This is a genomic window from Paenibacillus sp. FSL W7-1332 (assembly GCF_037969785.1).
Taxonomy (GTDB): Bacteria; Bacillota; Bacilli; order Paenibacillales; family Paenibacillaceae; genus Paenibacillus_AQ.
Genome location: NZ_CP150209.1, coordinates 6974930 through 6999351, shown reverse-complemented (window position 1 = coordinate 6999351; position 24422 = coordinate 6974930). Strand labels below are relative to the sequence as shown.

At 52.1% G+C, this 24422-nt stretch carries 21 protein-coding genes and 1 riboswitch; of the genes, 15 read left to right on the top strand and 6 right to left on the bottom strand.

Annotated elements, in window-relative coordinates; all coding sequences use genetic code 11:
• The first annotated feature begins 223 nt into the window (after nt 1-223).
• On the top strand, nt 224-901 hold the full coding sequence (locus MKX98_RS31845) for a molecular chaperone TorD family protein (protein ID WP_339220366.1): 678 nt from the start codon (nt 224-226) through the stop codon (nt 899-901).
• Between the two features lie 77 nt (nt 902-978).
• Here the strand turns inward: MKX98_RS31845 and MKX98_RS31840 are convergent, their stop codons facing one another.
• The 5 genes from MKX98_RS31840 to MKX98_RS31820 all read right to left on the bottom strand — a co-directional run bounded on the left by MKX98_RS31840 (nt 979) and on the right by MKX98_RS31820 (nt 6679).
• Nucleotides 979-4188 (bottom strand): efflux RND transporter permease subunit, encoded by a 3210-nt coding sequence (locus tag MKX98_RS31840; protein WP_194539954.1) that lies wholly within the window; start codon nt 4186-4188, stop codon nt 979-981.
• A 46-nt stretch (nt 4189-4234) separates the two neighbouring features.
• The gene (locus tag MKX98_RS31835; RefSeq protein ID WP_339220363.1) at nt 4235-5170 is read right to left on the bottom strand and encodes a TetR/AcrR family transcriptional regulator; all 936 of its coding nucleotides are present in this window, start codon (nt 5168-5170) and stop codon (nt 4235-4237) included.
• Nucleotides 5171-5321: 151 nt separating this feature from the next.
• Nucleotides 5322-5636 (bottom strand): multidrug efflux SMR transporter, encoded by a 315-nt coding sequence (locus tag MKX98_RS31830; protein ID WP_194539952.1) that lies wholly within the window; start codon nt 5634-5636, stop codon nt 5322-5324.
• On the bottom strand, nt 5636-5977 hold the full coding sequence (locus MKX98_RS31825) for a multidrug efflux SMR transporter (protein WP_194539951.1): 342 nt from the start codon (nt 5975-5977) through the stop codon (nt 5636-5638). The genes MKX98_RS31830 and MKX98_RS31825 overlap by 1 nt, the downstream gene beginning before the upstream one ends.
• 105 nt (nt 5978-6082) lie before the next feature.
• Nucleotides 6083-6679, bottom strand: a complete 597-nt coding sequence (locus MKX98_RS31820; RefSeq protein ID WP_339220362.1) for a TetR/AcrR family transcriptional regulator — start codon at nt 6677-6679, stop codon at nt 6083-6085.
• Between the two features lie 202 nt (nt 6680-6881).
• Here MKX98_RS31820 and cls point away from each other — a divergent pair, with 202 nt between their 5' ends.
• The gene (gene cls / locus MKX98_RS31815) at nt 6882-8384 is read left to right on the top strand and encodes a cardiolipin synthase (protein ID WP_339220360.1); all 1503 of its coding nucleotides are present in this window, start codon (nt 6882-6884) and stop codon (nt 8382-8384) included.
• A gap of 71 nt (nt 8385-8455) precedes the next feature.
• Here cls and MKX98_RS31810 read toward each other — a convergent pair whose 3' ends face one another.
• A complete protein-coding gene (locus MKX98_RS31810) occupies nt 8456-10000 on the bottom strand; it encodes a phospholipase D family protein (RefSeq protein WP_339220358.1) in 1545 nt (514 codons plus the stop codon).
• 307 nt (nt 10001-10307) lie between these two features.
• Between MKX98_RS31810 and fni the strand changes: the two genes are divergently transcribed.
• The 13 genes from fni to glyA all read left to right on the top strand — a co-directional run bounded on the left by fni (nt 10308) and on the right by glyA (nt 24268).
• A complete protein-coding gene (gene fni / locus MKX98_RS31805) occupies nt 10308-11423 on the top strand; it encodes a type 2 isopentenyl-diphosphate Delta-isomerase (protein ID WP_194539947.1) in 1116 nt (371 codons plus the stop codon).
• A gap of 185 nt (nt 11424-11608) precedes the next feature.
• Nucleotides 11609-12709, top strand: coding sequence for a redox-regulated ATPase YchF (gene ychF / locus MKX98_RS31800; RefSeq protein WP_015737759.1), 1101 nt, complete (start codon nt 11609-11611; stop codon nt 12707-12709).
• 213 nt (nt 12710-12922) lie between these two features.
• Entirely contained in the window at nt 12923-13990 is a 1068-nt protein-coding gene (prfA, locus tag MKX98_RS31795; RefSeq protein WP_071218854.1) for a peptide chain release factor 1, read from the top strand.
• Nucleotides 13991-13994: 4 nt separating this feature from the next.
• Entirely contained in the window at nt 13995-14882 is an 888-nt protein-coding gene (prmC, locus tag MKX98_RS31790; RefSeq protein ID WP_339220354.1) for a peptide chain release factor N(5)-glutamine methyltransferase, read from the top strand.
• 134 nt (nt 14883-15016) lie between these two features.
• Entirely contained in the window at nt 15017-16204 is a 1188-nt protein-coding gene (locus MKX98_RS31785) for an FtsW/RodA/SpoVE family cell cycle protein (RefSeq protein WP_194539945.1), read from the top strand.
• Between the two features lie 308 nt (nt 16205-16512).
• Nucleotides 16513-17691, top strand: a complete 1179-nt coding sequence (locus tag MKX98_RS31780; RefSeq protein WP_194539944.1) for an FtsW/RodA/SpoVE family cell cycle protein — start codon at nt 16513-16515, stop codon at nt 17689-17691.
• 218 nt (nt 17692-17909) lie between these two features.
• Entirely contained in the window at nt 17910-18605 is a 696-nt protein-coding gene (gene spoIIR / locus MKX98_RS31775; protein ID WP_194539943.1) for a stage II sporulation protein R, read from the top strand.
• Between the two features lie 450 nt (nt 18606-19055).
• Entirely contained in the window at nt 19056-20222 is a 1167-nt protein-coding gene (locus tag MKX98_RS31770) for an L-threonylcarbamoyladenylate synthase (protein WP_339220350.1), read from the top strand.
• 82 nt (nt 20223-20304) lie between these two features.
• Entirely contained in the window at nt 20305-20868 is a 564-nt protein-coding gene (locus MKX98_RS31765) for a manganese efflux pump (RefSeq protein WP_339224632.1), read from the top strand.
• A gap of 53 nt (nt 20869-20921) precedes the next feature.
• Complete coding sequence (locus MKX98_RS31760) at nt 20922-21509, top strand: low molecular weight protein arginine phosphatase (RefSeq protein WP_071218861.1); 588 nt, start codon at nt 20922-20924, stop codon at nt 21507-21509.
• Nucleotides 21510-21600: 91 nt separating this feature from the next.
• Nucleotides 21601-21682: riboswitch (ZMP/ZTP riboswitch) on the top strand.
• Between the two features lie 114 nt (nt 21683-21796).
• Nucleotides 21797-22261 carry a ribose 5-phosphate isomerase B gene (rpiB, locus tag MKX98_RS31755; RefSeq protein ID WP_194539941.1) on the top strand — a complete coding sequence of 155 codons (465 nt, stop codon included), beginning with the start codon at nt 21797-21799 and terminating at the stop codon, nt 22259-22261.
• Nucleotides 22262-22342: 81 nt separating this feature from the next.
• Complete coding sequence (locus tag MKX98_RS31750) at nt 22343-22927, top strand: TIGR01440 family protein (protein WP_339220347.1); 585 nt, start codon at nt 22343-22345, stop codon at nt 22925-22927.
• Between the two features lie 90 nt (nt 22928-23017).
• Nucleotides 23018-24268, top strand: coding sequence for a serine hydroxymethyltransferase (gene glyA, locus MKX98_RS31745; protein ID WP_269468903.1), 1251 nt, complete (start codon nt 23018-23020; stop codon nt 24266-24268).
• The last annotated feature ends 154 nt before the right edge of the window (nt 24269-24422 follow it).

Here is a 24422-nt window from a genome sequence, read left to right as displayed (position 1 = left end):
AGAAGTATCACAGAAAACGCTTTCGGGATCCAGTATATTGAAGCTGTGGACAAAAGCTTTCTCCCCTTGAAAGCGAGTAGTGACATTCTAGATTTCCGAAAGTTTCCTGATTTTTCCGAAATTTTCGGAAATCATTTCAAACTGCTTTCATTAGACGTTCATCTAAGATATACTGTCAAGGATATCACATCCAACAAGAAAGGTTACCAATAGGAGGTTCGATATGGCGATATCACCTGTTCAAACTTTGGAGGTGCCTGACGTCTGTCACAGATGGCTTGAAAACCGGGGTACGGTCTACGAGCTGCTCATCGATTTTTTGGGCAATTGGCCCAGTTTGTCTATGATTGCGGAATGGAGCCGCGGAAGCGGAATAAGCAAGGCTGCGGAGTGTTCGAAGGCCGGTACGGACCTGATGACCTATTTATGTGGACGCTCACCTGAGGAATTGGTTCGGATTTGCGAATACGAAGGGGCGGAATACCGCCGATTGCTTCAGCAGTCCAAACAGCGTCAAGCGGCAAAGTCTCATTACACGAAGGATGGATGCGCTCAGGATTTAGCCGATTGTTATGCATCCGTCGGTGTTGCCTTTAATAAACTGCACGGGGAAGCGGACGATCATATAGCCATTGAACTGGAATTTATGACACTGCTTCATGACCGTATGCTGAACAATACGTATTGTGAACATAGCATGCTGCAATTGATGGAGGTTCAAGAGAAGTTTCTGGAGGAGCATCTGTTGTCATGGGTGCCATCCCTCTGCAAGGATCTAAAAAGCTCCACGGAAAGCCCGCTTTATCAGTCGGTATTCAGTCTGCTCGAGGAGTTCCTCGCACAGGATCTGAACATGTTGAAGACGTGGAAGCATTCCAGGGAAGCTGTGCTGGTACATTAGCGAGCCAGGACCATATCATAGTCATCAAAAAAAGCCCCGGCTTCCTAATGTAGGAAGCCGGGGTTTTGATATTCTAATTAATCTTCGATTCTTTTTTTGCTGAACTTCATCAGGAACTCGTACACGATAGGTACCACCACGAGTGTGAGCAGCGTCGAGCTGATCAGACCGCCGATAACCGTGATGCCGAGTCCTTTCGAAATGATGCCTGCGCTGTTCTCCCAACCGAATACGAGTGGCAGGAGAGCGCCGATCGTTGCGAGTGCCGTCATAAGAATTGGACGAAGACGGGTAGCGCCGGCTTCAAGCAGGGCTTCGCGGGTGCTCATGCCTTCGCGTTCCATATGGATCACGCGGTCGATCAATACAATCGCATTGGTCACGACGATACCGATCAGCATGAGTACGCCCATGAGTGCAGACACGTTCAGTGTCTCGCCTGTAACAAGCAAACCGATAATGGCTCCGATGACAATGAACGGCAGCGAGAACAGGATGGCGAACGGTGCGAGACCGCCACCGAATGTAACCACAAGCACAAAGTATACAATCGCAATGGCTGCCAGCATGGCGAGTCCAAGCTGTCCGAAGGTTTCGTTGATTTGCTCGGTAACGCCTCCGAACTGGACGGATACGCCGTCTGGAAGCTCAAGCTTGTTCACTTCAGTCTCCAGGTTGGTGGAGGCCGACCCAACATCGCTGGACAGGATATCGGCTGTGACGGTCACAACCATTTTCCCGTCGATGCGCATAATAGAGTCAGGAGTCGTTCCTTTTTCCACCTTGGCCACGTCCTTGATCGGCACTTCGATACCGAGTGGAGAGGTGACGGTTTCGTTCTCGATTTCTTTGATGCTCTTATAGGTCTTGCTGTCCGTTTCAATGTAAACATTGTAAGTCTTGTCCTCAATTTTGACTTCGGTCAAGACCGGACGTTCCCGTACGGGAGACAGCTTCATTGCCAATTGTCCTGCGGTCAGGCCAAGGGAGCTCAGCTTCTCTTGGTCAGCAACCAGCGTATACTGCTCGAACGCTTCGGACAAGCTGGTTTCTGCATTCTCGAAAGTGGCTGTATCCTTGTTGGCAAGCTCTGCAATTTGATCAGCTACCGGCTTGATCTGCTCCAGAGAATCGCCAAAGACGTTAACCGTTAACTGGCCGCCGCCAAAGCCGCCGGCTGCCATGTCCATATTGGACCAAGTACCGTCCGGTACTTCCTTGGCAAGATCCTCGACAAGGGCCTTTTTAACATCTTCGAAGTTTTTCGTGTCCGGGTCATACATAATATAGAACAATCCGGAATTCGCTGATCCCATACCAAGCGGATTGCTTCCGCCGATGGAGTACTGCATCGTTTCGACTCCAGGTTGATCCAGAATCAATTTCTCCGCTTTTAATGCGCGTTCCTCCACATCCTCCAGCATGACGCCGGGCTCAGGAGAATAAGTCACCATGGCATATTTGTCTTCCTGTTCCGGAATGAAGCTAACGCCAAGGTACTTCGTCAGGAACAAGCTTCCTGCCAACAACGCGATGGCTGCCAGGAATGTAATGGCTTTGTGATTCAGCGTCCATTTCAGAATGGAACGATACCCGCGGGCCATTGCGCCCGGTTTCTCCGCATGATCATGTTTGTTCTTCAAGCCTTTGCGGAACAGGCTGTGCGCCATAGCGGGCACGAGCGTGATCGCTACGACCAGGGAAGCGAGCAGTGCGAAGACCATCGTCAATGCAAATGGCATGAACAGCTCTCCGACCATACCGCTGACCAGGGTAAGCGGCAGGAATACCGCGATGGTTACGATAGTGGAGGACATGATCGGAACAAACATTTCGCGTGTAGCGGCGCTGATGAGCTCACGGCCCGTTAATTTCTCGGTCGAGAGGGACATGCGCCGGTAGATATTCTCGATAACGACGATCGAGTCATCGACAACCCGGCCGATGGCAACGGTCATGGCACCGAGTGACATCATATTCAGGGTGATATCCATTTGTCTCAGACAGAGCACAGCAATCAGCAAGGACAATGGGATCGAAATAATCGATATAATTGTCGAACGGATGTTGCGCAGGAAGACCATTATGATCAGAACGGCGAACAATGCGCCGAATAATGCCTTGGAGAGCATCGTATGAACAGAGTCTTCAATCGGCTTGCCTTGGTCCAGCATGATCGTCAGATCCATGCCAGGATAGAGGCCTCTCAATTCCTCTGCCTTGTCTTTCACCTGATTGACAACGTCCACCGTATTGGCGTCGTTGGCTTTCACGATTTGGATACCGATCGATTCCTTCCCGTTGGTGCGGGAGATGGATTCCGAGGTTCCAATAACTTCAATTTTGGCAATCTCGCTGAGTTTTACGGTTGGAATGCCGGTTGGAACGGCAGGAGCACCGCTTGTTCCGCCTGCAGCTGCACCGGATCCAGGAGCGCCTTGTTGGCCTGCCCCAGCTGCGTCACCGGAAGGCTGCTGCGATGGTTGTTGACCTGCCCCGGCATTCGGAGCGCCGGCTCCGGCAGCTGCACCGCCGCCGCCCGGAACAACCGGAATAGCGATATTTTTCAGATCGTCAATGCCGATAATGCCGCCATCAATAGCCACGGCCTTCTGGGATTTGTCCATTTCGAACATGCCGAGCGGAACGTACAGCGCGGAACCCTGCACGATACCTTTAACGGTATCCTCCGTCAAGCCAAGCTCGTTCAGTTTGTCCTGATTAAACTTAAGCTGTACCTCGTTCACGAATTGTCCGGCTACCTGGATGGAAGCAACGCCGTCCAAATCCTCCAGCTCCGGAACGATGTCATTCTCTGTGATGCGTGTCAATTCATCCAATGCCATGTTGTCTTTGTTCGCAATACTTAGGGAGACAACCGGCATGGAGCTCATGCTGAATTTGGATATGGTAGGTTTCTGAGCGTCGTCGGGCAGCTTTACCTCGTTAATGGCTTCACGAACAGCAGCCGTAGCATTGTCCAGATCACTACCATAATCAAACTCAACCATGACATTGGCTGCATTCTCCATGGAAGTGGAGGTTACGGTCTTGACGCCGTCGATATTGCGAAGTCTCGTCTCGAGCGGTTTGGTAACATCCTCCACAACCCCTTCAGGAGCGGCGCCCGGATAGATCGCGGTGACACTTAAGAACGGGACGTTAATATCCGGAATGGTTTCTTGTTTCATCGTCAGTCCGCTGTATAACCCACCGAAGCTGACGATGATGGTCAGCAGCCAGATCGCAAACTTGTTGCGCAGCGAGAAATTGATAATTCCTTTCATTAGGCGATTCTCTCTCCTCTCCAAAACTCTATGTCTCTAACTAAAACTAACTTTCCTGCATAATTCCACCTGGTGTAAGATAGCTTTCCAGCACAGTAACGATGGTGCCCTTGAGCTCCTTATACAATGCTTCAAGGTCCTCGATCCCTTCCAAGTTAGCAAGCATTCCTTTCAGAACGGCTCGGCTGGGCTGGATGGCAAGCAGTTCCTTCTCCATAATATGGAGCGACTCCATTGCATCTTCCCGGACATCCGTCTCTACCTGAATCTTCTTTAGTTCATTCTTCATCGCCTTAATGACGATGAGCGGGTGACGAGTTGTACGAATGTCGGTTTGGCATAATTGGCCCAATTGCCCCACCGCCTCCATCGGGATCAGGGGCTCGGGCCGTCTGCGCAGAATACTGTCCACAATATCATCGAGCAGCTGAATCTGGTGATCAGCGGTGATTCCCACATTCAAATGGAACCCGGGCATGAACAGGAAGCGGATATACGAACCCAGCATACTGCCCATAAACATGCCGATTTCCAATGTGTATGGCTCTACTTCGGGCCCATAAATGGATTTCAGCTTATTGTTAAACCACTGCAATGCACCCAGCATTTCCTGTCGCATGTTTTCCTTGTCAAAAGGCGGTTTCCCCGGCATCTGATCATGGAACTGCTTCAGGAGAAATTCCCGGATCTCCAGAAAATGGATTAGAAGCACTTCCGTCTGCTTGCGCAGCTGCTCCTTGGGTCCGAGAAGCGGATCGTGGTCGACCCGGAGAATCTCATCTTTAATCCGGCTTGCGATATGCTCGTAAATGCTCTTTTCCAGTTCCTCTTTGGACTTGAAATGAAGATAGAGGCTGCCTTTCGACATCCCGCATACTTCGGCGATTTCCTGCATGGAGGTAACCGAAGAGCCCTTCGCGGAAAACAGCTGCATCGCAGTGATGAGAATTTGCTGTCGTTTTTCTGCCGTTTTATCAGCCAATCAATAGCTCACCTCACTTGAGAACTTTGCGGTTCTTGAATTGACCATAGGGTCAAGAATTATTATATATGAAAAAGAACGACCGTTTCAACTTTACTACGGTCGTCCTTTACGTTAGGTTCTGAAAACTTATGAAATTTTACAAAAGTAATTAACTGATCAATTTTAGACCGACAGCCGAGCACAGGATCATGGCGATAAAGAGCACGCGCCGCCATTCCTTCGGTTCACCGAACAGGAGCATCCCTGTAATGGCGCCGCCCACCGTCCCGATTCCCGTCCAGATGGCATAAGCGGTACCCATAGGCAGTACGGTCATGGCGTAGGAGAGGAGGGAGAAGCTGGCGGCAAAAGATAAGGCCAAAATCAGTACATATTGCCATCCCTTGCGCTCCGACACGCCTTTGATGCCGATGACGCCGCCGATTTCGAACAATCCTGCAAACACAAGTGCAATCCAAGCCATTACTTGCTCACCTCCGGTTCCGCATGATCAGCCGTAACCAGCTTAAGGCCAATGACGCCTGCCAGCAGCACACAGATCAGAAGCACCTTGACCAGTTTAAACGGTTCCCCGAAGAACAGCATCTCCGACGCGACCGTTCCGGCTGTACCGATTCCCGTGAATACGGCATACACCGTTCCGACCGGCAGCCGTTTGGCTGCCTCGATAATAAGATAGAAGCTGACTGCAATGGCGGCTATGGTTCCAATCCATTCCCAGATGTTTGAGGAATGCTTCAAACCCATCACCCATATGATTTCAACCAATCCACCAAGCAGCACAAAAATCCAGTTGCGATTCATTATGATGGTTCACTCCTTTTATGAAAACAACAGTAACCCCTCACGGTTACCGATTCCTGTTCCTATTCTCCTTAAGTCTCTTTATTATGCGTAAATTAGGAGACATTAACTCTTGTGGTTATATCGTTGCTTTGTTACCCCTAACCAATACACTGGCCAAGCAGCTGCAAGACGTCTCATGGCCCGTTCTTCCCCGCCGTACACGGTTTCCAGATGGATTCCATCCACCAAGGTCATAAAGGCAATCGCCGCATTGCGCGGATGACGGATGATACGTCCATGCTTCGGACAGCCCGCGGCAAGCAGCCTCGACAAGTTCTGCTCCTGTTGATCCAGCAGCGGATACACCATCGCCATCACTTCGTCATACAGCGTACTTGGCGGAAAGAAGGCCATTCGCATGAAGAACCGCACTTCATCATCCAGACGATAGGCTTGGAGACGGCTTTCAAGAAATCCGTGCAGCTGCTGCTCCAGCGGCCAATCGGCATGGTTTAGAAAATAGGCCACCATCGACTCCTCTTGACGCTGGAATACGTCCTGAAGCACCTGCAGAAACAAATCGTTCTTGCTCGAAAAATGGGCGTAAATCGACGGTTTTTTGATCCCGCAGTCGTCTGCAATATGTTTTAGCGATGCCCCTTCGTAACCGTTTTTGGCAAAGTGGGCAAGGGCGGATTGCTTAATATCGGCGGCACTCATAACATTCCTCCTAACTAACGGTCGTTAGTTATATTTTTAACAAATGGCGTTACCATTGTCAATATTTTATTTTGGGGCGTCGGTCCCTTGTCAGCTCGCGGAGAACAGTCTTTAGTTCCTGGGGGAGATCATGTAGAATATGGTGTGACCAGCATCGTACATACATAGAGACATTAACGATGAAGAACAAGGGGTATACGATATGAGAAAGGGAATACAGGCTGTATTGATTACCGCGCTTTTGTTCGCGTTTTATTATTTTGGCCTGGATTATTTCGGGAAGACGACCGGGACCATTATCGGGATATTCTCCACGCTAACCGTAGTATCCATCGGTTTCATGATTTTTATGGAGAACCGTCATCCCACCAGCACGATGGCCTGGATTCTGCTCTTGGCGCTAGTCCCTATCGTGGGGCTTGTGTTTTATTTTTTGTTTGGACAGAACTATTTCAAGCGAAGAAAATACGACAAAAAGGCACGTAAGGACGTTCTGGTATACACCAGCGAAGTGCTCCGCAAGAACACCCCGGACATTTCCTGCTTTAAGCCCGAAGTGCAGCAGCTCCTTCAGCTGTCTACCCGCCTGGCACGCACGCCGATTTCCTTCTCGAGCGATACCAAGGTGCTGACCGACGGGGAGGAGACATTTGCAGCCTTGATAACGGAGCTGGAGCAAGCGGCGCATCACATTCATATGGAATATTACATTTACCGTCCGGATGCGATCGGAACGCAGATCCAGGAAATATTAATTCGGAAGGCGAGAGAGGGGGTTGCCGTGCGGTTTATGGTGGACGCCGTTGGCAGCTTGCAGCTGCCGCCTTCCTTTTTGCAGGAGATGAGGGATGCGGGTGTACGGGTCGCCGTATTCGGCAGTCCAAAGACGATTTTCTTCACGAGCCGTGTAAATTACCGCAATCATCGCAAAATCGTTGTGATTGACGGGAGTGTCGGATTCGTTGGGGGATTGAATGTAGGGGATGAGTATTTAAGCCGCAGCAAGGCATTCGGTTTCTGGCGTGATACCCATATGCTTGTTCGCGGAGAGGCCGTCAGAACGCTCCAGGTTGTCTTTCTGCAGGATTGGCAGTACATGACGGGAGAGCAGCCGAGTGAGCCGATCTATTATTCACCGGATTTACTGGAGAGTCGTGCCGGTGCCGTTCAGATTATCGCAAGCGGACCGGACAATGAGCGAAGAGCCCTGAAGAACATTTTCTTCTCCATGATTGTGTCGGCTCGCAAGTCGGTATGGCTGGCTACGCCGTATTTTATACCGGATGAAGACATATTCACCGCGCTCAGGGTTGCTGCCCTGTCCGGTCTTGATGTACGGATTCTGTTTCCGTCGAAGCCGGACAAATGGCTGCCCTTTCTGGCTTCCCATTCCTATTTTCCGGATCTGCTGGACGCCGGGGTAAGGGTATATGAATATGAAAAAGGGTTCATGCACTCAAAGCTGCTGATCGTTGACGGCGAGGTTGCAACCATTGGCACGGCTAACATGGACATGCGGAGCTTCCACCTTAATTTTGAGGTTAACGCTTTACTCGTTCATACGGAAAGTGTTGGCAGGCTGGTATCCGATTTCGAGCAGGATCTGGAATCCGCCCTCCTATACGATCGCAACCATACCCGTAAAAAAAGAATCATGACCCGGCTGCTGGAGTCGGCCGCCCGACTGATGTCACCTCTGCTGTAGGCCAAGCGGAGGTTGGCCATTCAGGCCTAGACCGCCTTCATACGAGTACATACATACTATTGAAGGAATTGTTAAAAGGTTGTGAAGCCCAGCCATTTTTGCAGTTTAAACAGGATGTTCTTCATCCATGTCGTTTCTCCTTGGTAAGCCTCGGCTTCGAGACTAAAGGCTGCGCCTTCGTTGAACCATATTCGATGAAAGTAACGGTCCAGATCCCGGGTAAGCGGATGACCTTTAGGTGCGGCTATCCACAAGTTGTTTTCCAGGTTGAGATCGGCCAGATTCCGCTGGGTAAAATTGGTCGACCCGCCGGTAATGACGGATTTTCCCGTCGGTTTGGCAATGTACATGAGCTTGGTATGATACTGCTCCGTACCGGTGTTGTACCAGCGGATGGAGATGTTCCCTTTGGATTTCTTGATGAGCTCGGCCGCAGCCGGACGGTTGGGGATGCCGATCTTATCCCGGCCGAAGGCGTTCTGGTTCGGATCCAGGATGAGGCGTATATCAACACCGCGGTCCGAAGCTTTTAGAAGCTGGTCCATGACTTTGCTGTCAGCCAGATAGAACATCCCCATCCAGAGCGTATCCCCGGGCTGTGATTGCTCGATGGCCTCCAGAACATATTTATAAATTTTCCCTTCCGTCAAATAACGAACATCGACATCGTTAGCTTGACCTGAAGGCTGCAGAGGTGGCTTTGAGCCCGGCTCATACTCCGGCAGTTTGATCGGGCTTGTAAGGTTAACGGCGGCTTGCTCGGCTGCAAGCATATCCCCGATGATGTCCCCGCTCGTTTCGAAGGCGATGTTCGAGTGGAACGCGCTGGCGTCATGGATGTTGGCAGATGTGACCAGCGCGGTGTTCTCGCTGATGACGACTTTACGGTGATTGGCCTTCACGTTCAGCAGCTTTAGATAGGAGCGCACCGTAATATCGGGTGCTTCGTTGGCCATCAGATTGGGGAGTGTCCCCGTGCCCGACTGGCCAAACCATTGGAAGAATGTGCGCCATACGGCAGAATAGGCGGGCGTGGAGTCTCGCAGCCGGTCGACATCGGTCATGATTACATGAATGCCGGCAGCCTTCATGACCTCGAATTCCGGCAGCGAATAGGAGCCATACCCGGTATTCACTTCATCGGAAATAAAGAAGATATCCATATCGGGATATTTCTTCTTATGGGCAACAAGGCGATGGGCAAGTTCTTTGCTAACTTTGGGGAAATCCTGATCTTTATGAGCGTAGCCGTTGAACAGAAACATATCGATAACCAGGAATTTTCGGGATTCGTCGATAATTTGACCGATGCGCGGTCCGATTTCGCGATCATGTACCGGTTGACCATCCGGTCCGGGGTAGGTCAGGTCGGTCCACATTTTAACGTCGCTCTGGTACAGCGGGCTTTCATAGGAGATCCCTTTCGGTAGTGGCTTATGAGTCTGATAGATCATCACGCCGATGAGCCATAGAATAAGAAGGACAAGGCAGATGAAAATCGTTGTTCGCGTTCGGGAGCTTTTGGTATTCGGTTTCCCTGACACGAGCAGCGTGCCTGGATCGGTTGTAGGTAGATTTTCTGAATTGCGGTTATGAATGAAATGGCGGAAACCCAAGATAGCCCATCCTCCTATCGCTGTTGTATACCGTTAATTAACATGAAAGTCCCGTTCTGACGCACTCTTCGTTTCTGCAATTCAGCAAGTGTGAGATATGGAGACGGAGTTGATCCTAGGAAGCCGGGGTAGAATGATATTCGGGTTTGTTTTTTCAAAACATGCGGTAGAATGGGTCAAGACCGAGTCGTTTATATTTTTGCTAATGGATGATGTGCATATCATGCAGGCGGGATAACCTGATGCCAATGATATGCTTATATATGGCTTATCTAAAGGATAAGCGAAGTGGATAAGGAGGCACGGGATGAATTCAGAACATAAAGAGACCGCGGGTCAACCAGCTGAAACCATTTCAGGCAGAGGTTTGGAAAGACCCGAGGGCAGGCTGGTGCCGGAAGTGCCTACGGGCGAACGAAAAATAGAGCATGTACGCTTATGCCTGAATGAAGAAGTTGGCTCCGTAGGGGTAACCACCGGTTTTGAACGTTACCGTTTCCGTCACTCCGCACTGCCGGAAATCGACTTTGAAGATATTAAGCTGGACACTGCATTTCTTGGTTTTTCCGTACGAACCCCATTTCTGATCAGCTCCATGACTGGGGGAAGCAAGGCCACGGGAGAGATCAATAGACGTCTGGCTGAAGCCGCGCAGCGGCGCGGCTGGGCACTTGGGGTAGGCTCCGTGCGGGCAGCGGTGGAGAAGGAGGAGCTTGCTCCCACTTTCCGTGTCCGGGAGAGTGCGCCGAGCGTGCCGGTTATCGCCAACCTTGGAGCGGTGCAGCTGAACTATGGCTTTGGCCTTGACGATTGTCAGCGGGCGGTGGATATCGCGGGGGCGGACATGCTGGTTCTTCATTTAAACGGACTTCAAGAGGTGTTTCAGCCGGAAGGGAATACACGGTTTGGCCGTTTGCTTAAGCGAATTGAGGATCTGTGCCGTACGCTTTCGGTACCGGTCGGCATTAAAGAAGTCGGATGGGGCATCGATGGTGAAACGGCGCGGAACCTGCTGAATATCGGGGCGGCCTTCATCGATGTGGCTGGTGCGGGCGGTACCTCATGGAGTCAGGTTGAAAAATTCCGCAGCCCGGATCCGGTTCGCCGCGCTGCGGCTGAAGCTTTCGCCGGGTGGGGCAATCCTACCGCGGAATGCATCGTGGAGGTGCGTGAAGCTGCGCCAACCTGTGCGCTTATCGGCAGCGGCGGGCTGCAAAGCGGTGTTGATGCCGCTAAAGCGCTCTCGCTTGGCGCCGATCTGGCAGGCTTCGGGCGTGGACTCCTGGGATCGGCCGTCGAATCGGTGGAAGCGCTGGATCAGCGGCTTGCCCAGGTGGAGTTGGAGCTGCGGACGGCGATGTTCGGAATCGGCGCCGGGAATATCGATGCGCTGAAGTCAACCCAACGGCTGATTCGCGTTTGAATGGCCGGGGTGATTGGCGGGATCTACTATAAAGCGATGGCAGTATATTCGTGTTGAAGTCTATCGGGTATCTGCTATAATTAATAAGATTGTTTAGCTTACGATTAGTAGCTTCGGCGGTAAGAACCGAAGCTGTGTAATACTTACAAATATAGAAGTAAACCTGATAAGGAGTTGTCACATAAATGGCTTTAAAAGCAGGAATCGTCGGTTTGCCAAACGTCGGCAAATCAACATTGTTTAATGCGATCACGCAAGCGGGCGCCGAATCGGCCAACTATCCGTTCTGTACGATTGATCCAAACGTCGGTGTTGTGGAAGTGCCGGATGAGCGCCTCGACAAGCTGACCGAGCTGGTTCAACCGAACAAAACGGTACCAACCGCTTTTGAATTCGTGGACATCGCGGGCTTGGTCCGCGGGGCGAGCAAAGGGGAAGGTCTTGGGAACAAGTTTCTTGCCCATATTCGTGAAGTGGATGCCATCGTTCATGTTGTTCGCTGCTTTGAAGACGAGAACATTACCCACGTTGACGGTAAAGTGAACCCGGTCAGCGATATCCAGACGATTAATTTGGAGCTGATCCTTGCGGATCTCGACAGCGTGGAGAAGCGGATTGACCGCGCGAAGAAGAACATGAAGGGCGGCAACAAGCAGTATGCTCAGGAAGTAGAGCTGCTGGAGCGCCTGAAGGAAGCTCTTTATAACGATCAACCGGCACGCAGCGTGGAGCTGAGCGATGATGAGAAGCTGATTGTTCGCGATTTGCACTTGCTGACATTGAAGCCGGTGCTATACGCGGCTAACCTGAGCGAAGACGGCGTTGCGGAAGCCGACAGCAACCCTTATGTACAGCAGGTTCGTGATTTCGCGGCTGCGGAGAACGCGATCGTGGTTCCGATCAGCGCGAAGGTTGAAGCCGAAATTGCCGAGCTTGAAGGCGAGGACAAAGCGATGTTCCTTGAGGAGCTGGGTCTGGAAGAATCCGGTTTGAACCGTCTCATCAAGGCTGCTTACAGTCTGCTGGGATTGTACACTTACTTTACGGCAGGCGTGCAGGAAGTGCGTGCCTGGACGATCCGTAAAGGAACGAAAGCTCCGCAAGCGGCAGGCGTGATTCATACCGACTTCGAACGCGGCTTCATTCGTGCAGAGGTTGTAGCTTACGATGACCTCGTTGCAGCCGGATCGATGAACGGCGCGAAGGAACGCGGACAGCTTCGCCTGGAAGGCAAAGAGTACGTTGTGAATGACGGCGATGTGATGCACTTCCGTTTCAATGTGTAGGAATTGAAGTATTCAAAGGCCATGGCTCCATGTCACTTTGTGCATGGGACCGTGGTTTTTTTGAAGGGGAGAACCTTTCCGTGCGGTCAACTGCCTGCTAGTCAAATGCGTCGTTTCATGGTAAAATAAAAAGTCGTTTACACTTCATTGTGATGCGAAATGGAGTGCAAAAAGGCATATCTTCAGGAATATATCTTAGAGAGGTGAATTCCTTTGTTGGACCGATTACAATCCCTTGCGGACCGTTACGAGAAGTTAAGTGAGCTGTTGTGCGATCCCGATGTCGCTAATGACTCCAAGAAGCTCAGGGATTATTCCAAAGAACAATCCGATTTACAGCCTGCTTATGAGGCTTATGTTGAATATAAAAATGTAATTGAAGAGCTCGAAGCTGCCAAAACCATGCAGGGCGAAAAGTTGGATGACGAAATGCGCGAAATGGTGAAAATGGAGATCGAGGAGCTTACCCAGCGCGAGCAAGAGCTGGCGGAGAAGATTCGGATCTTGTTGCTGCCGAAGGACCCGAACGATGACAAGAACGTGATCATCGAGATTCGCGGCGCTGCCGGCGGCGACGAGGCGGCGCTGTTTGCTTCCGACCTGTACCGGATGTATACCCGTTATGCGGATACTCAAGGCTGGAAGGTTGAACTGATGGACGTCAACACGAACGATCTGGGCGGCTTCAAGGAAGTGATCTTCATGATCAATGGCCGCGGCGCATATAGCAAAATGAAATTCGAGAGCGGTGCGCACCGTGTTCAGCGTATTCCGGCAACGGAATCCGGCGGGCGTATCCATACCTCCACCTCCACCGTGGCGGTTATGCCGGAGGCGGAAGAAGTGGACATCGAAATCCATGACAAGGACATCCGCGTAGATACCTTCTGCTCCAGTGGTGCAGGCGGTCAGTCCGTTAACACCACCAAGTCGGCGGTACGCGTAACGCACATCCCGACGGGGATCGTGGCTACGTGCCAAGACGGCAAATCGCAAAACTCCAATAAGGAGAAGGCGCTGCAGGTGCTTCGGGCCCGTATCTTTGATATGATGCGCCAAGAGGAAGAAGCGAAGTATGCCGGTGAGCGGAAGAGCAAAGTAGGTACAGGTGACCGCAGTGAGCGGATCCGTACGTACAACTTCCCGCAAAGCCGTGTAACCGATCATCGGATCGGACTTACCGTTCACAAGCTGGATCAAGTGATGAACGGGGAGATTGAAGAGATCGTTTCGGCGCTGACCCTTGCGGAGCAGGCTGAAGCGATGGAAAAAGGAGTATAACGCTTTGAAGCGGACGAGATTTGAATTGACGCCGCAGCGCAGCATAAGAGAAGCCTTTGTGGAGGCTTCTTCTTTTTTAGACGCCATGCGGGTAATGGAGCCGCAGCGGAATGCGCAGCTGCTGCTGGAGCATGTGCTGGAATTGTCGGGAACCTCATATTATATGGCGCTCGCGGAGCCGTTTCCGGCGGATCGCCGCCACGCCTTGGAGGACGTCATTAATCGCAAGGCGCAGGGCGTCCCTGCGCAGTATATTATCGGCGAGCAGGAGTTCTACGGCCGGCCGTTTGAAGTTACGCCGGCGGTTCTCATTCCGCGTCCGGAAACGGAACTGCTCGTGGAAGCGGTGCTGAAGTATGGACGGGAGCTCACTCCGCGGTCAAAAAGGTTAAAGGCCATAGACATCGGTACCGGCAGCGGGGCCATTGCCATTACGTTGGCATTACAGGAGGCGGCGTGGGATTTGCTGGCGAGTGATATTTCGCCTGATGCGCTAGAGGTTGCTGCGCGTAATGCGAAGCATCTGAATGCCGATGTCGAGTTCCGGCAGGGGAACCTGCTGGAGCCGTTCGTTGGCATGGCGCCGGACATCCTCGTCTCCAACCCGCCTTACATTCCGGCGGAGGATATTGAGGGGCTTCAGCCCGAAGTCCGCGACTATGAGCCGCGAACGGCACTGGATGGCGGGCCGGACGGTTTGAATCCGTACCGGATCATGATGGAGCAGCTGCCCTTGCTGTCAGCGCCGCCGCGGCTGATTGCCTTTGAGCTGGGCATGGGCCAAGCCGGGGATGTGGCAGAGCTTTTACGGAGTGCAGGGCACTGGAAGGAAATCGTCACGGTGCCGGATTTGGCGGGCATTGACAGGCATGTCTTGGGAATTTCCCGTTAATTGTGTTCTGGATGAATATCTTTTAAAATAGATGATGGGCTGAGCCGATTAAATGGGGTGTTGTCGTTCAGATCGTTACATGGCCTCAATCGGCAAATCAGTGTTTACAGCTCCGGGCACAGGGGGACCAAAGCATGCTTCAGAAATTCAAGAAGATTGATTTTGTTATCGTTTTTGTACTGTTGATGCTAATGGTTGTCAGTATTACATCGATATATAGTGCCACGCTCGACACCACCGGATTCGAAAAACACCATATCAAGATGGCGATATTTTATATCCTCGGATTCGCAGCCTTTTTCGGGCTCAGCTTGATTGATTATCGTTTATGGAATAAATACGCACTGCACATATACATCGGAGGGTTATTAACCCTTTTGCTGCCTTCCTTCATCGGCCAGACCAAAAATAATGCCACGGGCTGGATTAATCTCGGTATCGTTGATTTTCAACCTGCGGAGTTGTTTAAGCTGGTGCTGATCATATTTATCACCTATCTTCTTATCCGTAAGAACAAAGCGAAGTTGTCTTTTTGGCGGGACATCGTACCGATTGGGCTTTTGACGTTTATTCCGTTTGCCGTTGTCATGGTGCAGAATGACTTGGGTAATGGACTAAGTTATATTGTCATCTTGCTTGGGCTGTTATGGATCGGTAATGTGAAGTTCTCGCACGCTCTTATCGGACTGCTGCTTGTAGCAGGGATTGCATTTGGTGGAGCCCAGGCCTACATCCACTATCATGATGAAATTAAAGAATCGAAAATCATGGAGAGCCGCGGTCATTGGATGGAACGGATCGATCCATGGCTGGTACCCGAAAAAGCTACCGCAAAAGCGAGTTATCATACGAACAACGCCAAGCTGGCCATTGCTTCCGGCGGTATGAGCGGGGAAGGGTACTTGCAGGGGAGCTCCGTACAATCCTCACGTGTGCCTTATACGTATTCGGATTCGATTTTTGTGCAAATTGCAGAGGAATATGGCTTCATCGGTTCTTCCGTTTTGTTGTTGTTATATTTCATACTCATTCACAGGATGATTTTGATATCATTGGAAAGTCGGGACAGAGCAGGCCCGTTTTTAATCATCGGTATCGTTGCCATGCTGCTGTATCAAATCTTTGAGAATATCGGCATGTTTATTGGATTAATGCCTTTGACCGGGATTACGCTGCCCTTCATCAGTTATGGCGGAACCTCGCTCATCATTAACATGGCGTGTCTCGGGGTCGTCATGAGTGTGAAGCTGCATGGGCAGGAAGTGGAGGAGGATATGCCCAATCCTCAAACGTACCGTTCCGCTCCGCCCAAACAGGCTTGATTCGATTTATTGGAATGTAGAATCAGAGAGATGCTATTGAAAGCAGCATCTCTTTTGTATTTTTTGTTGGTAACTACAGGCAGGGCCCGTGAATTGTATTAGAGGAGGAAATCTTTTAGAATAATTCATTAGGGGCAGCAGGCATACTCCTTGAAACGCGCTCCATTGCAGGCTGCCTTTAGGCTTTTTTAACGGATATCATCTATAGCAATGATAAGCAGCGTCAAACTTTCTTTTCGAATAATCGTTATATGCCTGTATAGGCAAACCGGGGGCGATCAGCTCCGGGCACAGGGGGACCATAAAGCATGCTTCAAAAATTTAAGAAGATGGATTACGTTATTGTTTTCGTACTGGTTTTGATGATGGGTATCAGCATTACGTCGATATACAGCACAACCGTTGACACCAAATTTGAGGGCTCTCATCTCCGCATGGTTGCCTTTTACATTGTCGGCTTTATTGCTTTTTTTGGCATAAGCCTGCTGGATTACCGGTTGTTGATTAAATATGCTAAATATATTTACCTGGGCGGATTGGCCGTGTTGGTCCTCGTTATGTTTATCGGTAAGGATATTAACGGCGCCCAAGGCTGGATTTACATTGGCAGTTTAAGTATACAGCCTGCTGAATTGTTCAAGCTGATCCTGATTATTTTCCTTTCTTTTGTATTGGTGCGCAAAAACAAACCGCTGCTGTCCTTCTGGAAGGACGTTGTTCCGATCGGACTCTTGGCATTCGTGCCTTTTGTGCTCGTCATGGCCCAGAATGATTTGGGTAACGCGCTCAGTTATGTCGTTATTTTGCTGGGGCTGCTCTGGATCGGAAACGTCAAGTTCTCCCATGCGCTCATCGGGCTTGCGCTTGTGGCAGGCGTGGCCTTCGGCGGCGCTCAGGCCTATATTCATTATCATGATGAACTGCTGGAATCGAAAATACTGAAGCCGCACTGGGTGGAACGGATTGATCCGTGGCTGTATCCGGAGAAGGCGACCGCCAAGGCCAGCTATCATACAACGAATGCGAAGCTTGCCATCGCTTCGGGCGGCATGAGCGGCGAGGGTTACATGCAAGGCTCGTCGATCCAGTCGGGCAGGGTGCCTTATGCGTACTCTGATTCTATATTTGTGCAGATTGCCGAGGAATTCGGGTTTATCGGATCTTCCATTCTGCTTCTGTTATATTTCATCTTGATCCATCGGCTGATCCTGATCTCCCTGGAATCCCGGGAGCGTGCGGGGCCGTTTCTCATTATAGGGATCGTGGCCATGTTCCTATATCAGATCTTCGAGAACATCGGCATGTTTATCGGTTTAATGCCGCTGACAGGGATTACGCTGCCCTTTATCAGTTACGGGGGAACTTCCCTTGTGATCAGCATGGCCAGTCTGGGAGTAGCCATGAGCGTCAAGCTGCATGGCCAGGAAGTGGAGGAAGATATGCCGGATCCGCATGCCTATCGTCCGGCCGCTTCTAAGCAGGCGTAAACTTTTCTTTGCGGGAAGCTCAATAATCACGGAGACGAACTGAATAACCGATCTTAACGAAGATGCGATTCCGACTGGGGATCGCATCTTTTTTTGGTTCATGCTGCACCAATCTATGATTTTTTATCGAAATTGCTAGATTCAACGTTTATATCTTTTGCCTGCGGACATACTGATAGCATCATAGAGTTTCGTTCATAGAGAGGCGGTTGTCCGAGATGAAAAATGTTAGTGAAACCCTCCGTATTATCGTGAAGAAAATGGTTGTGCTCTTATCCTGTATGTTTATGGTCATCATGGCTTGGGAAGGACAGCAGATTGATGCTTCCGTTGTTGGCGGTCCGATCCCTCAGGAATCGATACGACTTCGCATACTGGCGAATTCCGATAGCCCGTCCGATCAGCTGGTCAAAAGAGAGATTCGTGATTCGGTCGTTGAGCAAATGCAGCTCTGGGTCCTGCAGCTGGAGAACCCGCAAAGCCTGGAAGACGCCAAAGAATTAACCCGGCAGCATCTTCCGGAAATCCGCCAATTGGTGAGTGAAGAGTTGAAGAAAAGAGGGATTACGTACAGTTACACCGTAGAGCTTGGTGTTGTGCCGTTCCCGACGAAGTTATACGGGGGCACGGTTTATCCGGCTGGCGATTACGATGCGCTGCGGATTACGTTAGGCGAAGGTCAAGGGCAGAACTGGTGGTGCGTCTTGTTCCCGCCGCTTTGTTTCATCGATGGTGGCAGCGGGGATGCGGCGGCGCAGCCTGTTGACGCAGGTATCCAAACGGTTTCAGCAGAGGCCGGCGAGGCTTCCCAAGAGGAAGTTCCGAAGAATGCAGGCGACAGTGAACCGGAGGTCCGCTTCTTCTTGTGGGATATGTTCCTTGGCATTTGGAACTGGGTGGTAAGCTTGTTCTAGGATTATAAGCGAGTTGATTTTCAATCCTGATCGGGTATGATAAACTTTGAAGTAGAAGTGCGAGTTCAAAAAGTCGGATTTTCAGCAAACGCCATCGAAAGCATCTGCTTAGGCCCGGATGAATTCAAGATTCGATGCCGAGCTGCTTCCTGATTCGCTTCGTGTTAGATATAGGATTTATAAGTTATCAACGGAGTTGATGGAATTCTATATCGCAAGAAAACCTACTTCCGAATCGCGGTCGCTCAGCTCTGAATTGACCTCGATTGGTTTTCTTATCAAAAGCGGATTTTTTGAACAACCTCTAGAAGAGTGCTTTCTCTTTGGCGCGACTGGTTTGAATGGGAACCGGCACGGGACTGAAGAACGAAAAGCGCTTTTTATTTTGGGGCGTAGGCAACACACGCGTTGGAGTTTATATATTTCATATACAGAAAGTTTGGGATAGGAATGGAACAGAACGGGAATGGCATGGAACCTAGCCAGCAGCGGGATAACGGCTTCCGCCAGGCTGCTGCAAATTCAACCCAGGTGTGGCATGTATCGAGCTCACTTTCCAGGGAGAGCTTGAGTTTGGAGAAGGAGGCGAAGCAGGCGCTGGAGGAAGCGGGGCAGGTGCTCGAGCGGGGCGGAACGGTGGCCTTTCCGACGGAAACAGTCTACGGGCTTGGTGCAGACGCCGGTAATACGGAAGCAGTCGAGCGTGTTTTTGCCGCGAAGGGCCGGCCGTCTGACAATCCATTGATCGTGCATATTTCGGAGCTTACTCAGCTTGACGGTTTGGTCCGTCGTGTGAATGAGACAGAAAGGGCGTTGATGGCAAGGTTCTGGCCTGGGCCGCTATCGCTGGTGCTGCCCGTAAAACCGGGTGCCGTATCCCCTCGTGTGACGGCGGGGCTCGATACCGTTGCCGTGCGGATGCCGGATCACAACGTGGCGCTAGCCTTGATCAGCGCGGCCGGGCGTCCGCTGGCTGCGCCGAGCGCGAACCGTTCCGGTCGGCCAAGCCCGACGCTGGCCAGCCATGTCCTGGAGGATTTGGCCGGGGCGATCGACGGCGTCCTCGACGGCGGCCCTGCCGGGGTGGGCGTCGAGTCGACGGTGGTGCAAGTCGGCGAAGACGGCGCCGTCACGGTGCTCCGCCCGGGCGGCGTCACGGCCGAGCAGCTTGCCGCCGTTGCGGCAAGCGTGCGCATGGACCCGGCGCTGCATCGCGCCGCCGGGGAGGCGGAGAGCCCGGCGCCGCGCTCGCCGGGCATGAAGTACACGCACTACGCACCGAAGGGTGCGATGTGCGTGGTGCAGGGCCCGCGTGCCGACGCCGTTTCGGCACGCATCGCGGCCGAGCTTGAGGCGGCTGCCCGGCGCGGGGAGGTGACCGGCGTGCTGTCGTTCGACGAGCACATCGGTCACTACCGCGCAGACATTGCCGTCTCGCTCGGCAGCCTGGCCGCGCCGGAGGAAGCGGCCCGCCGGCTGTACGCCGGCCTGCGCCGGTTCGATGACGAAGGCGCAACCTTCATCCTGGCCGAAGCGTGCCCGGAGCAGGGCCTCGGAGCAGCCGTCATGAACCGGCTGCTGAAGGCCGCGGGACACCACATCATCGACGTGAATTAAAGCAGCCGCATGAACGCTGTTGGCATCATTTACCCCTTGTCCGCATATGGTGTACAAGACCATGGGACTTGGGGGAATGGGCATGCTGGAGGCGTCTGTCCAATCGGGACAGCTTGCGGCGATTCTGCTGATGGCAATTGCACTCGGGCTAGACGCATTTTCGCTTGGAATCGGAGTTGGAATGAGAGGCGGTATGCGCTTAGGCCATATGCTGGGCATCAGCTTCATGATCGCGTTGTTTCACATGCTGATGCCGCTGCTGGGCTTATTTGCCGGCCGCTACGTTGGCATGTTACTGGGCCACGTCACAGGGCTTGCTGCCGGCGGGCTGCTGCTTTTATTGGGCGGGCATATGATGTATAACGCCCTGCGGGGCGGAGAAGGGCAGCGAATACATCCTACCGCATTTTTAGGCATGCTGCTGTTTTCGCTTAGCGTCAGCATCGACTCCTTCTCGGTAGGCGTTTCGCTCGGAATGTTTGTGGATGATGTGCTGTTAATCGTAATTTCCTTCGGGGTCGTGGGCGGTTTGCTGTCCATTCTCGGTTTGCTGCTTGGCCGTCAGGTAAGCAATAAGCTGGGGGAGTACGGTGAAATGCTGGGCGGACTGATTTTGGTTATCTTTGGCACCATGTTTATTTTTTGACGCAATATTTGTTACAATAGCCCCAAAGAACCTACGAACGGGAGGAACGGACCGTGAAAAATATACTGTTTGTCTGCACGGGAAATACCTGCCGCAGTCCAATGGCGGAAGGCATGCTGAGAAAGCTTGCCAAACAACGGGGCATTCCGCTGGAAACGAAGTCCGCCGGCGTCTCGGCCGTGGACGGAATGCCGGTGTCCCATCATGCGGAATCCATCCTGCGAGACCAGGATATCCAGGAACGCTTGGTGTCCAAGCCGTTGACCGCGAACCTGGTGGAATGGGCGGATCTGATTCTGACGCTGACCCAGTCGCATAAGCAGTATGCTATAAGGCAGTTCCCGCACGCCGCTGACAAGATGCACACGCTGAAAGAGTTTGTTGAGGATGACCGCCGGGTGCTGGACGATCTGCGGGAGCAGGATAGTCTGTATGCAGCGCTTGAGCTGGCCAGATCTCTGGGCCACGATGTCAGCGACCGTGACCGGGAGCGTCTGATCGAGCTGCGTCAGCGCATCCCGAGCTTCGATATCTCCGACCCTTTTGGAGGCTCGCGGGAGGAATATGAAGCGACGGCCGCAGAGATACGGACGGCGTTGTTCCGTCTTTTGGACAAGCTGGAAGCGGATCGGCATAACTAAGTCTAGCTTTTAGAGATATAAAGCCTGCCATTGGGCTAAAAAGCCACTTGCCTTTCGCATGGTATTGCTTTAAGATGAAGGTGAAAAACAAATGATCCGGTGTAACTGGCGACGAAGTGGATGAAACCACGATGGAGCATCGGAATATACGGCCGGTCGCCTGGGCAAAGAGCATTTGGAGCACTATACGTGCGCCGACTGCTCTTTTTTCGTCTTTTGCGCCCGATTTGGGTTATAATGAAACAAGCTAAAACGCAAAAGCGAACATACGAGGGGGTTTTTCATAGATGAAAATTGCATTGGGTACGGATCATGCCGGCATTCGTCTGAAAGAGGAAATCGTGGGAGTCATTCGGGGTCTTGGACACGAGGTGGAGGATCTGGGCTGCGGCTGTTCCGACTCCGTGGATTATCCCGATTATGCCCTTCCGGTGTGCGAGAAGGTCGTCTCGGGTGAAGCGGACCGCGGCATTCTGATCTGCGGTACGGGGATCGGCATGAGCATTGCGGCCAACAAGGTGCCGGGCATTCGCTGCGCGCTGACACATGATGTGTTCTCAGCTAAAGCGACGCGCGAGCATAACGACAGCAACGTGATTGCGCTGGGTGAGCGTGTCGTCGGTCCCGGACTTGCTGCCGAAATCGTCAGCGCATGGCTGACGACGGATTTCAGTCATGGCGAGCGCCATGTCGGCCGCGTGAACAAGATCAAGGCCATCGAGGAGCGTTACCTGAAGAATGAATCGCGATAAGTGAACGCGTAATACAGCTGCGGCTATCGTGATATGGGATTGAAGCATCTTCTGTGAAAAAATCATCGGGAGGACTGTGACATGACGGATATCTCCAAGGTTTCCTTGAACGAACAGACAGCGCGTATTGTCCGCGAACTGGCCGAAGCGGCCGATTTAGGCCCGGGTAAAGTGCTGGTCATCGGAGCCAGCACCAGTGAAGTGGTTGGACGCCGAATCGGTACGGGCGGCGCTCTTGAAACGGCGCAGCAGCTTCTCCAGGGCATTGCCGCGGTTCAAGCGGAATTCGGTTTCGCGGTGGCCTATCAATGCTGTGAGCATCTGAACCGTGCGCTTGTCATGGAACGCGAGCTGCTCGAGCGGCTGGGCTTGACGGAAGTGGCGGCAGTTCCCATTCCGGGTGCGGGCGGGTCGATGGCTTCTGCAGCTTACCGCAGCATGAAGGAGCCCTGCCTTGCGGAATCGATTGAAGCCCATGCGGGTGTCGATATCGGCGAGACGCTGATCGGCATGCATTTGCGGAGAGTGGCGGTTCCATTCCGGCCGACCGAGCGTTATATCGGGGAGGCGCGCGTAACTGCGGCTTATACCCGCCCCAAGCTGATCGGCGGAGAACGTGCGGTGTACCGACTCGAGCAGAGGGATGATTCCACGCTGTGCGATTGATTCGAATGAGAACTCGCTTTTTTAATGATGACAACTTGTAGTTTTAAGTTTGCAAGAAAAAATAACGATGGATTATGGGAGGATATGAACATGATGGAACATTTGCGGAAGAGTGACCCGGCTGTATTGGAAGCGATGGATTTGGAGCTGAAGCGTCAACGCAGCAACATTGAGTTGATTGCTTCTGAGAATATTGTCAGCGAAGCGGTTATGGAAGCAATGGGGACGGTGCTGACGAATAAATATGCGGAAGGCTACCCTGGCAAACGCTATTACGGTGGCTGTGAGCGTGTGGATATCGTGGAAGATATCGCCCGTGACCGCGCCAAAGAATTGTTCGGAGCCGAGCATGCCAACGTTCAGCCGCACTCCGGTGCCCAAGCGAACATGGCGGTATATTTGGCGGCTTTGAAGCCTGGAGATACCGTGCTCGGCATGAACCTGGCCCATGGCGGCCATTTGACTCACGGAAGCCCGGTTAACGCTTCCGGCCTTCTGTACAATTTCGTTGCCTACGGCGTGCAAGAAGACACGTTCCTTATCGATTACGACGAAGTCCGCAAAGCGGCATTCAAGCATCGCCCTCGTCTGATCGTGGCGGGTGCAAGTGCCTATCCTCGCATTATTGATTTTGAAAAGCTGGCTGCCATCGCCAATGACGTAGGCGCGTTGTTCATGGTCGACATGGCTCATATTGCAGGACTCGTTGCGGCAGGTCTTCATCCGAATCCGGTTCCGCATGCCCATTTTGTAACGACCACGACGCATAAGACGCTTCGCGGACCTCGCGGCGGTATGATTCTGTGCAAAAAGGCTTGGGCGCAAGCGATCGATAAAGCGGTATTCCCCGGCTCCCAAGGCGGCCCGCTCATGCATGTGATTGCTTCCAAAGCCGTTGCGCTTGGCGAAGCCTTGGATCCGTCTTTCAAGACGTATGCAGAGAATGTCGTGAAGAACGCGAAAGTGCTGGCCGATACCCTGATCGAGGAAGGCCTGAACATCGTTTCCGGCGGAACCGATAACCACCTGATGCTAGTGGATACTCGTAATCTGGACATCACCGGCAAAGACGCGGAGAAGGTTCTGGACTCGATCGGGATTACCGTGAACAAGAATGCCATCCCGTTTGATCCGACCAGCCCGTTCGTAACGAGCGGTATCCGTATTGGTACCCCTGCGGTTACTTCCCGCGGTATGGATGAGCAAGCGATGGTGAACATCGCGAAAATTATCGCCATGACATTGAAGCAGCCGAAAGACGAGGCAACGCTCGAAAAAGCAGGCCGTTTGGTGGCTGAGCTTACCGATCAATATCCTCTCTATGCTGAAATGAAATATTAATCACAGTTTCCTTCGCGTAAGAAGCCTATGATAAAAGGACCCCGCCTGATGCAGGTGGGGTCCTTTTAGGAGCTATGAACATTCTGGCCAGATTGCTATGCTCTCATTTTCCCAGTCAGGTCCTTTCGCGGTTAGCATCAATATAGGCGAGAAT

Excerpts from the sequence above, each read along its gene's own strand:
- MKX98_RS31840 (WP_194539954.1), bottom strand. The coding sequence starts at position 4,188 with ATGAAAGGAATTATCAATTTCTCGCTGCGCAACAAGTTTGCGATCTGG.
- glyA (WP_269468903.1), top strand. The coding sequence starts at position 23,018 with ATGATGGAACATTTGCGGAAGAGTGACCCGGCTGTATTGGAAGCGATG.
- MKX98_RS31845 (WP_339220366.1), top strand. The coding sequence starts at position 224 with ATGGCGATATCACCTGTTCAAACTTTGGAGGTGCCTGACGTCTGTCAC.
- MKX98_RS31830 (WP_194539952.1), bottom strand. The coding sequence starts at position 5,636 with ATGGCTTGGATTGCACTTGTGTTTGCAGGATTGTTCGAAATCGGCGGC.
- cls (WP_339220360.1), top strand. The coding sequence starts at position 6,882 with ATGAGAAAGGGAATACAGGCTGTATTGATTACCGCGCTTTTGTTCGCG.
- MKX98_RS31765 (WP_339224632.1), top strand. The coding sequence starts at position 20,305 with ATGCTGGAGGCGTCTGTCCAATCGGGACAGCTTGCGGCGATTCTGCTG.
- MKX98_RS31825 (WP_194539951.1), bottom strand. The coding sequence starts at position 5,977 with ATGAATCGCAACTGGATTTTTGTGCTGCTTGGTGGATTGGTTGAAATC.
- MKX98_RS31820 (WP_339220362.1), bottom strand. The coding sequence starts at position 6,679 with ATGAGTGCCGCCGATATTAAGCAATCCGCCCTTGCCCACTTTGCCAAA.
- fni (WP_194539947.1), top strand. The coding sequence starts at position 10,308 with ATGAATTCAGAACATAAAGAGACCGCGGGTCAACCAGCTGAAACCATT.
- spoIIR (WP_194539943.1), top strand. The coding sequence starts at position 17,910 with ATGAAAAATGTTAGTGAAACCCTCCGTATTATCGTGAAGAAAATGGTT.
- rpiB (WP_194539941.1), top strand. The coding sequence starts at position 21,797 with ATGAAAATTGCATTGGGTACGGATCATGCCGGCATTCGTCTGAAAGAG.
- MKX98_RS31770 (WP_339220350.1), top strand. The coding sequence starts at position 19,056 with ATGGAACAGAACGGGAATGGCATGGAACCTAGCCAGCAGCGGGATAAC.
- MKX98_RS31750 (WP_339220347.1), top strand. The coding sequence starts at position 22,343 with ATGACGGATATCTCCAAGGTTTCCTTGAACGAACAGACAGCGCGTATT.
- MKX98_RS31785 (WP_194539945.1), top strand. The coding sequence starts at position 15,017 with ATGCTTCAGAAATTCAAGAAGATTGATTTTGTTATCGTTTTTGTACTG.
- MKX98_RS31780 (WP_194539944.1), top strand. The coding sequence starts at position 16,513 with ATGCTTCAAAAATTTAAGAAGATGGATTACGTTATTGTTTTCGTACTG.
- ychF (WP_015737759.1), top strand. The coding sequence starts at position 11,609 with ATGGCTTTAAAAGCAGGAATCGTCGGTTTGCCAAACGTCGGCAAATCA.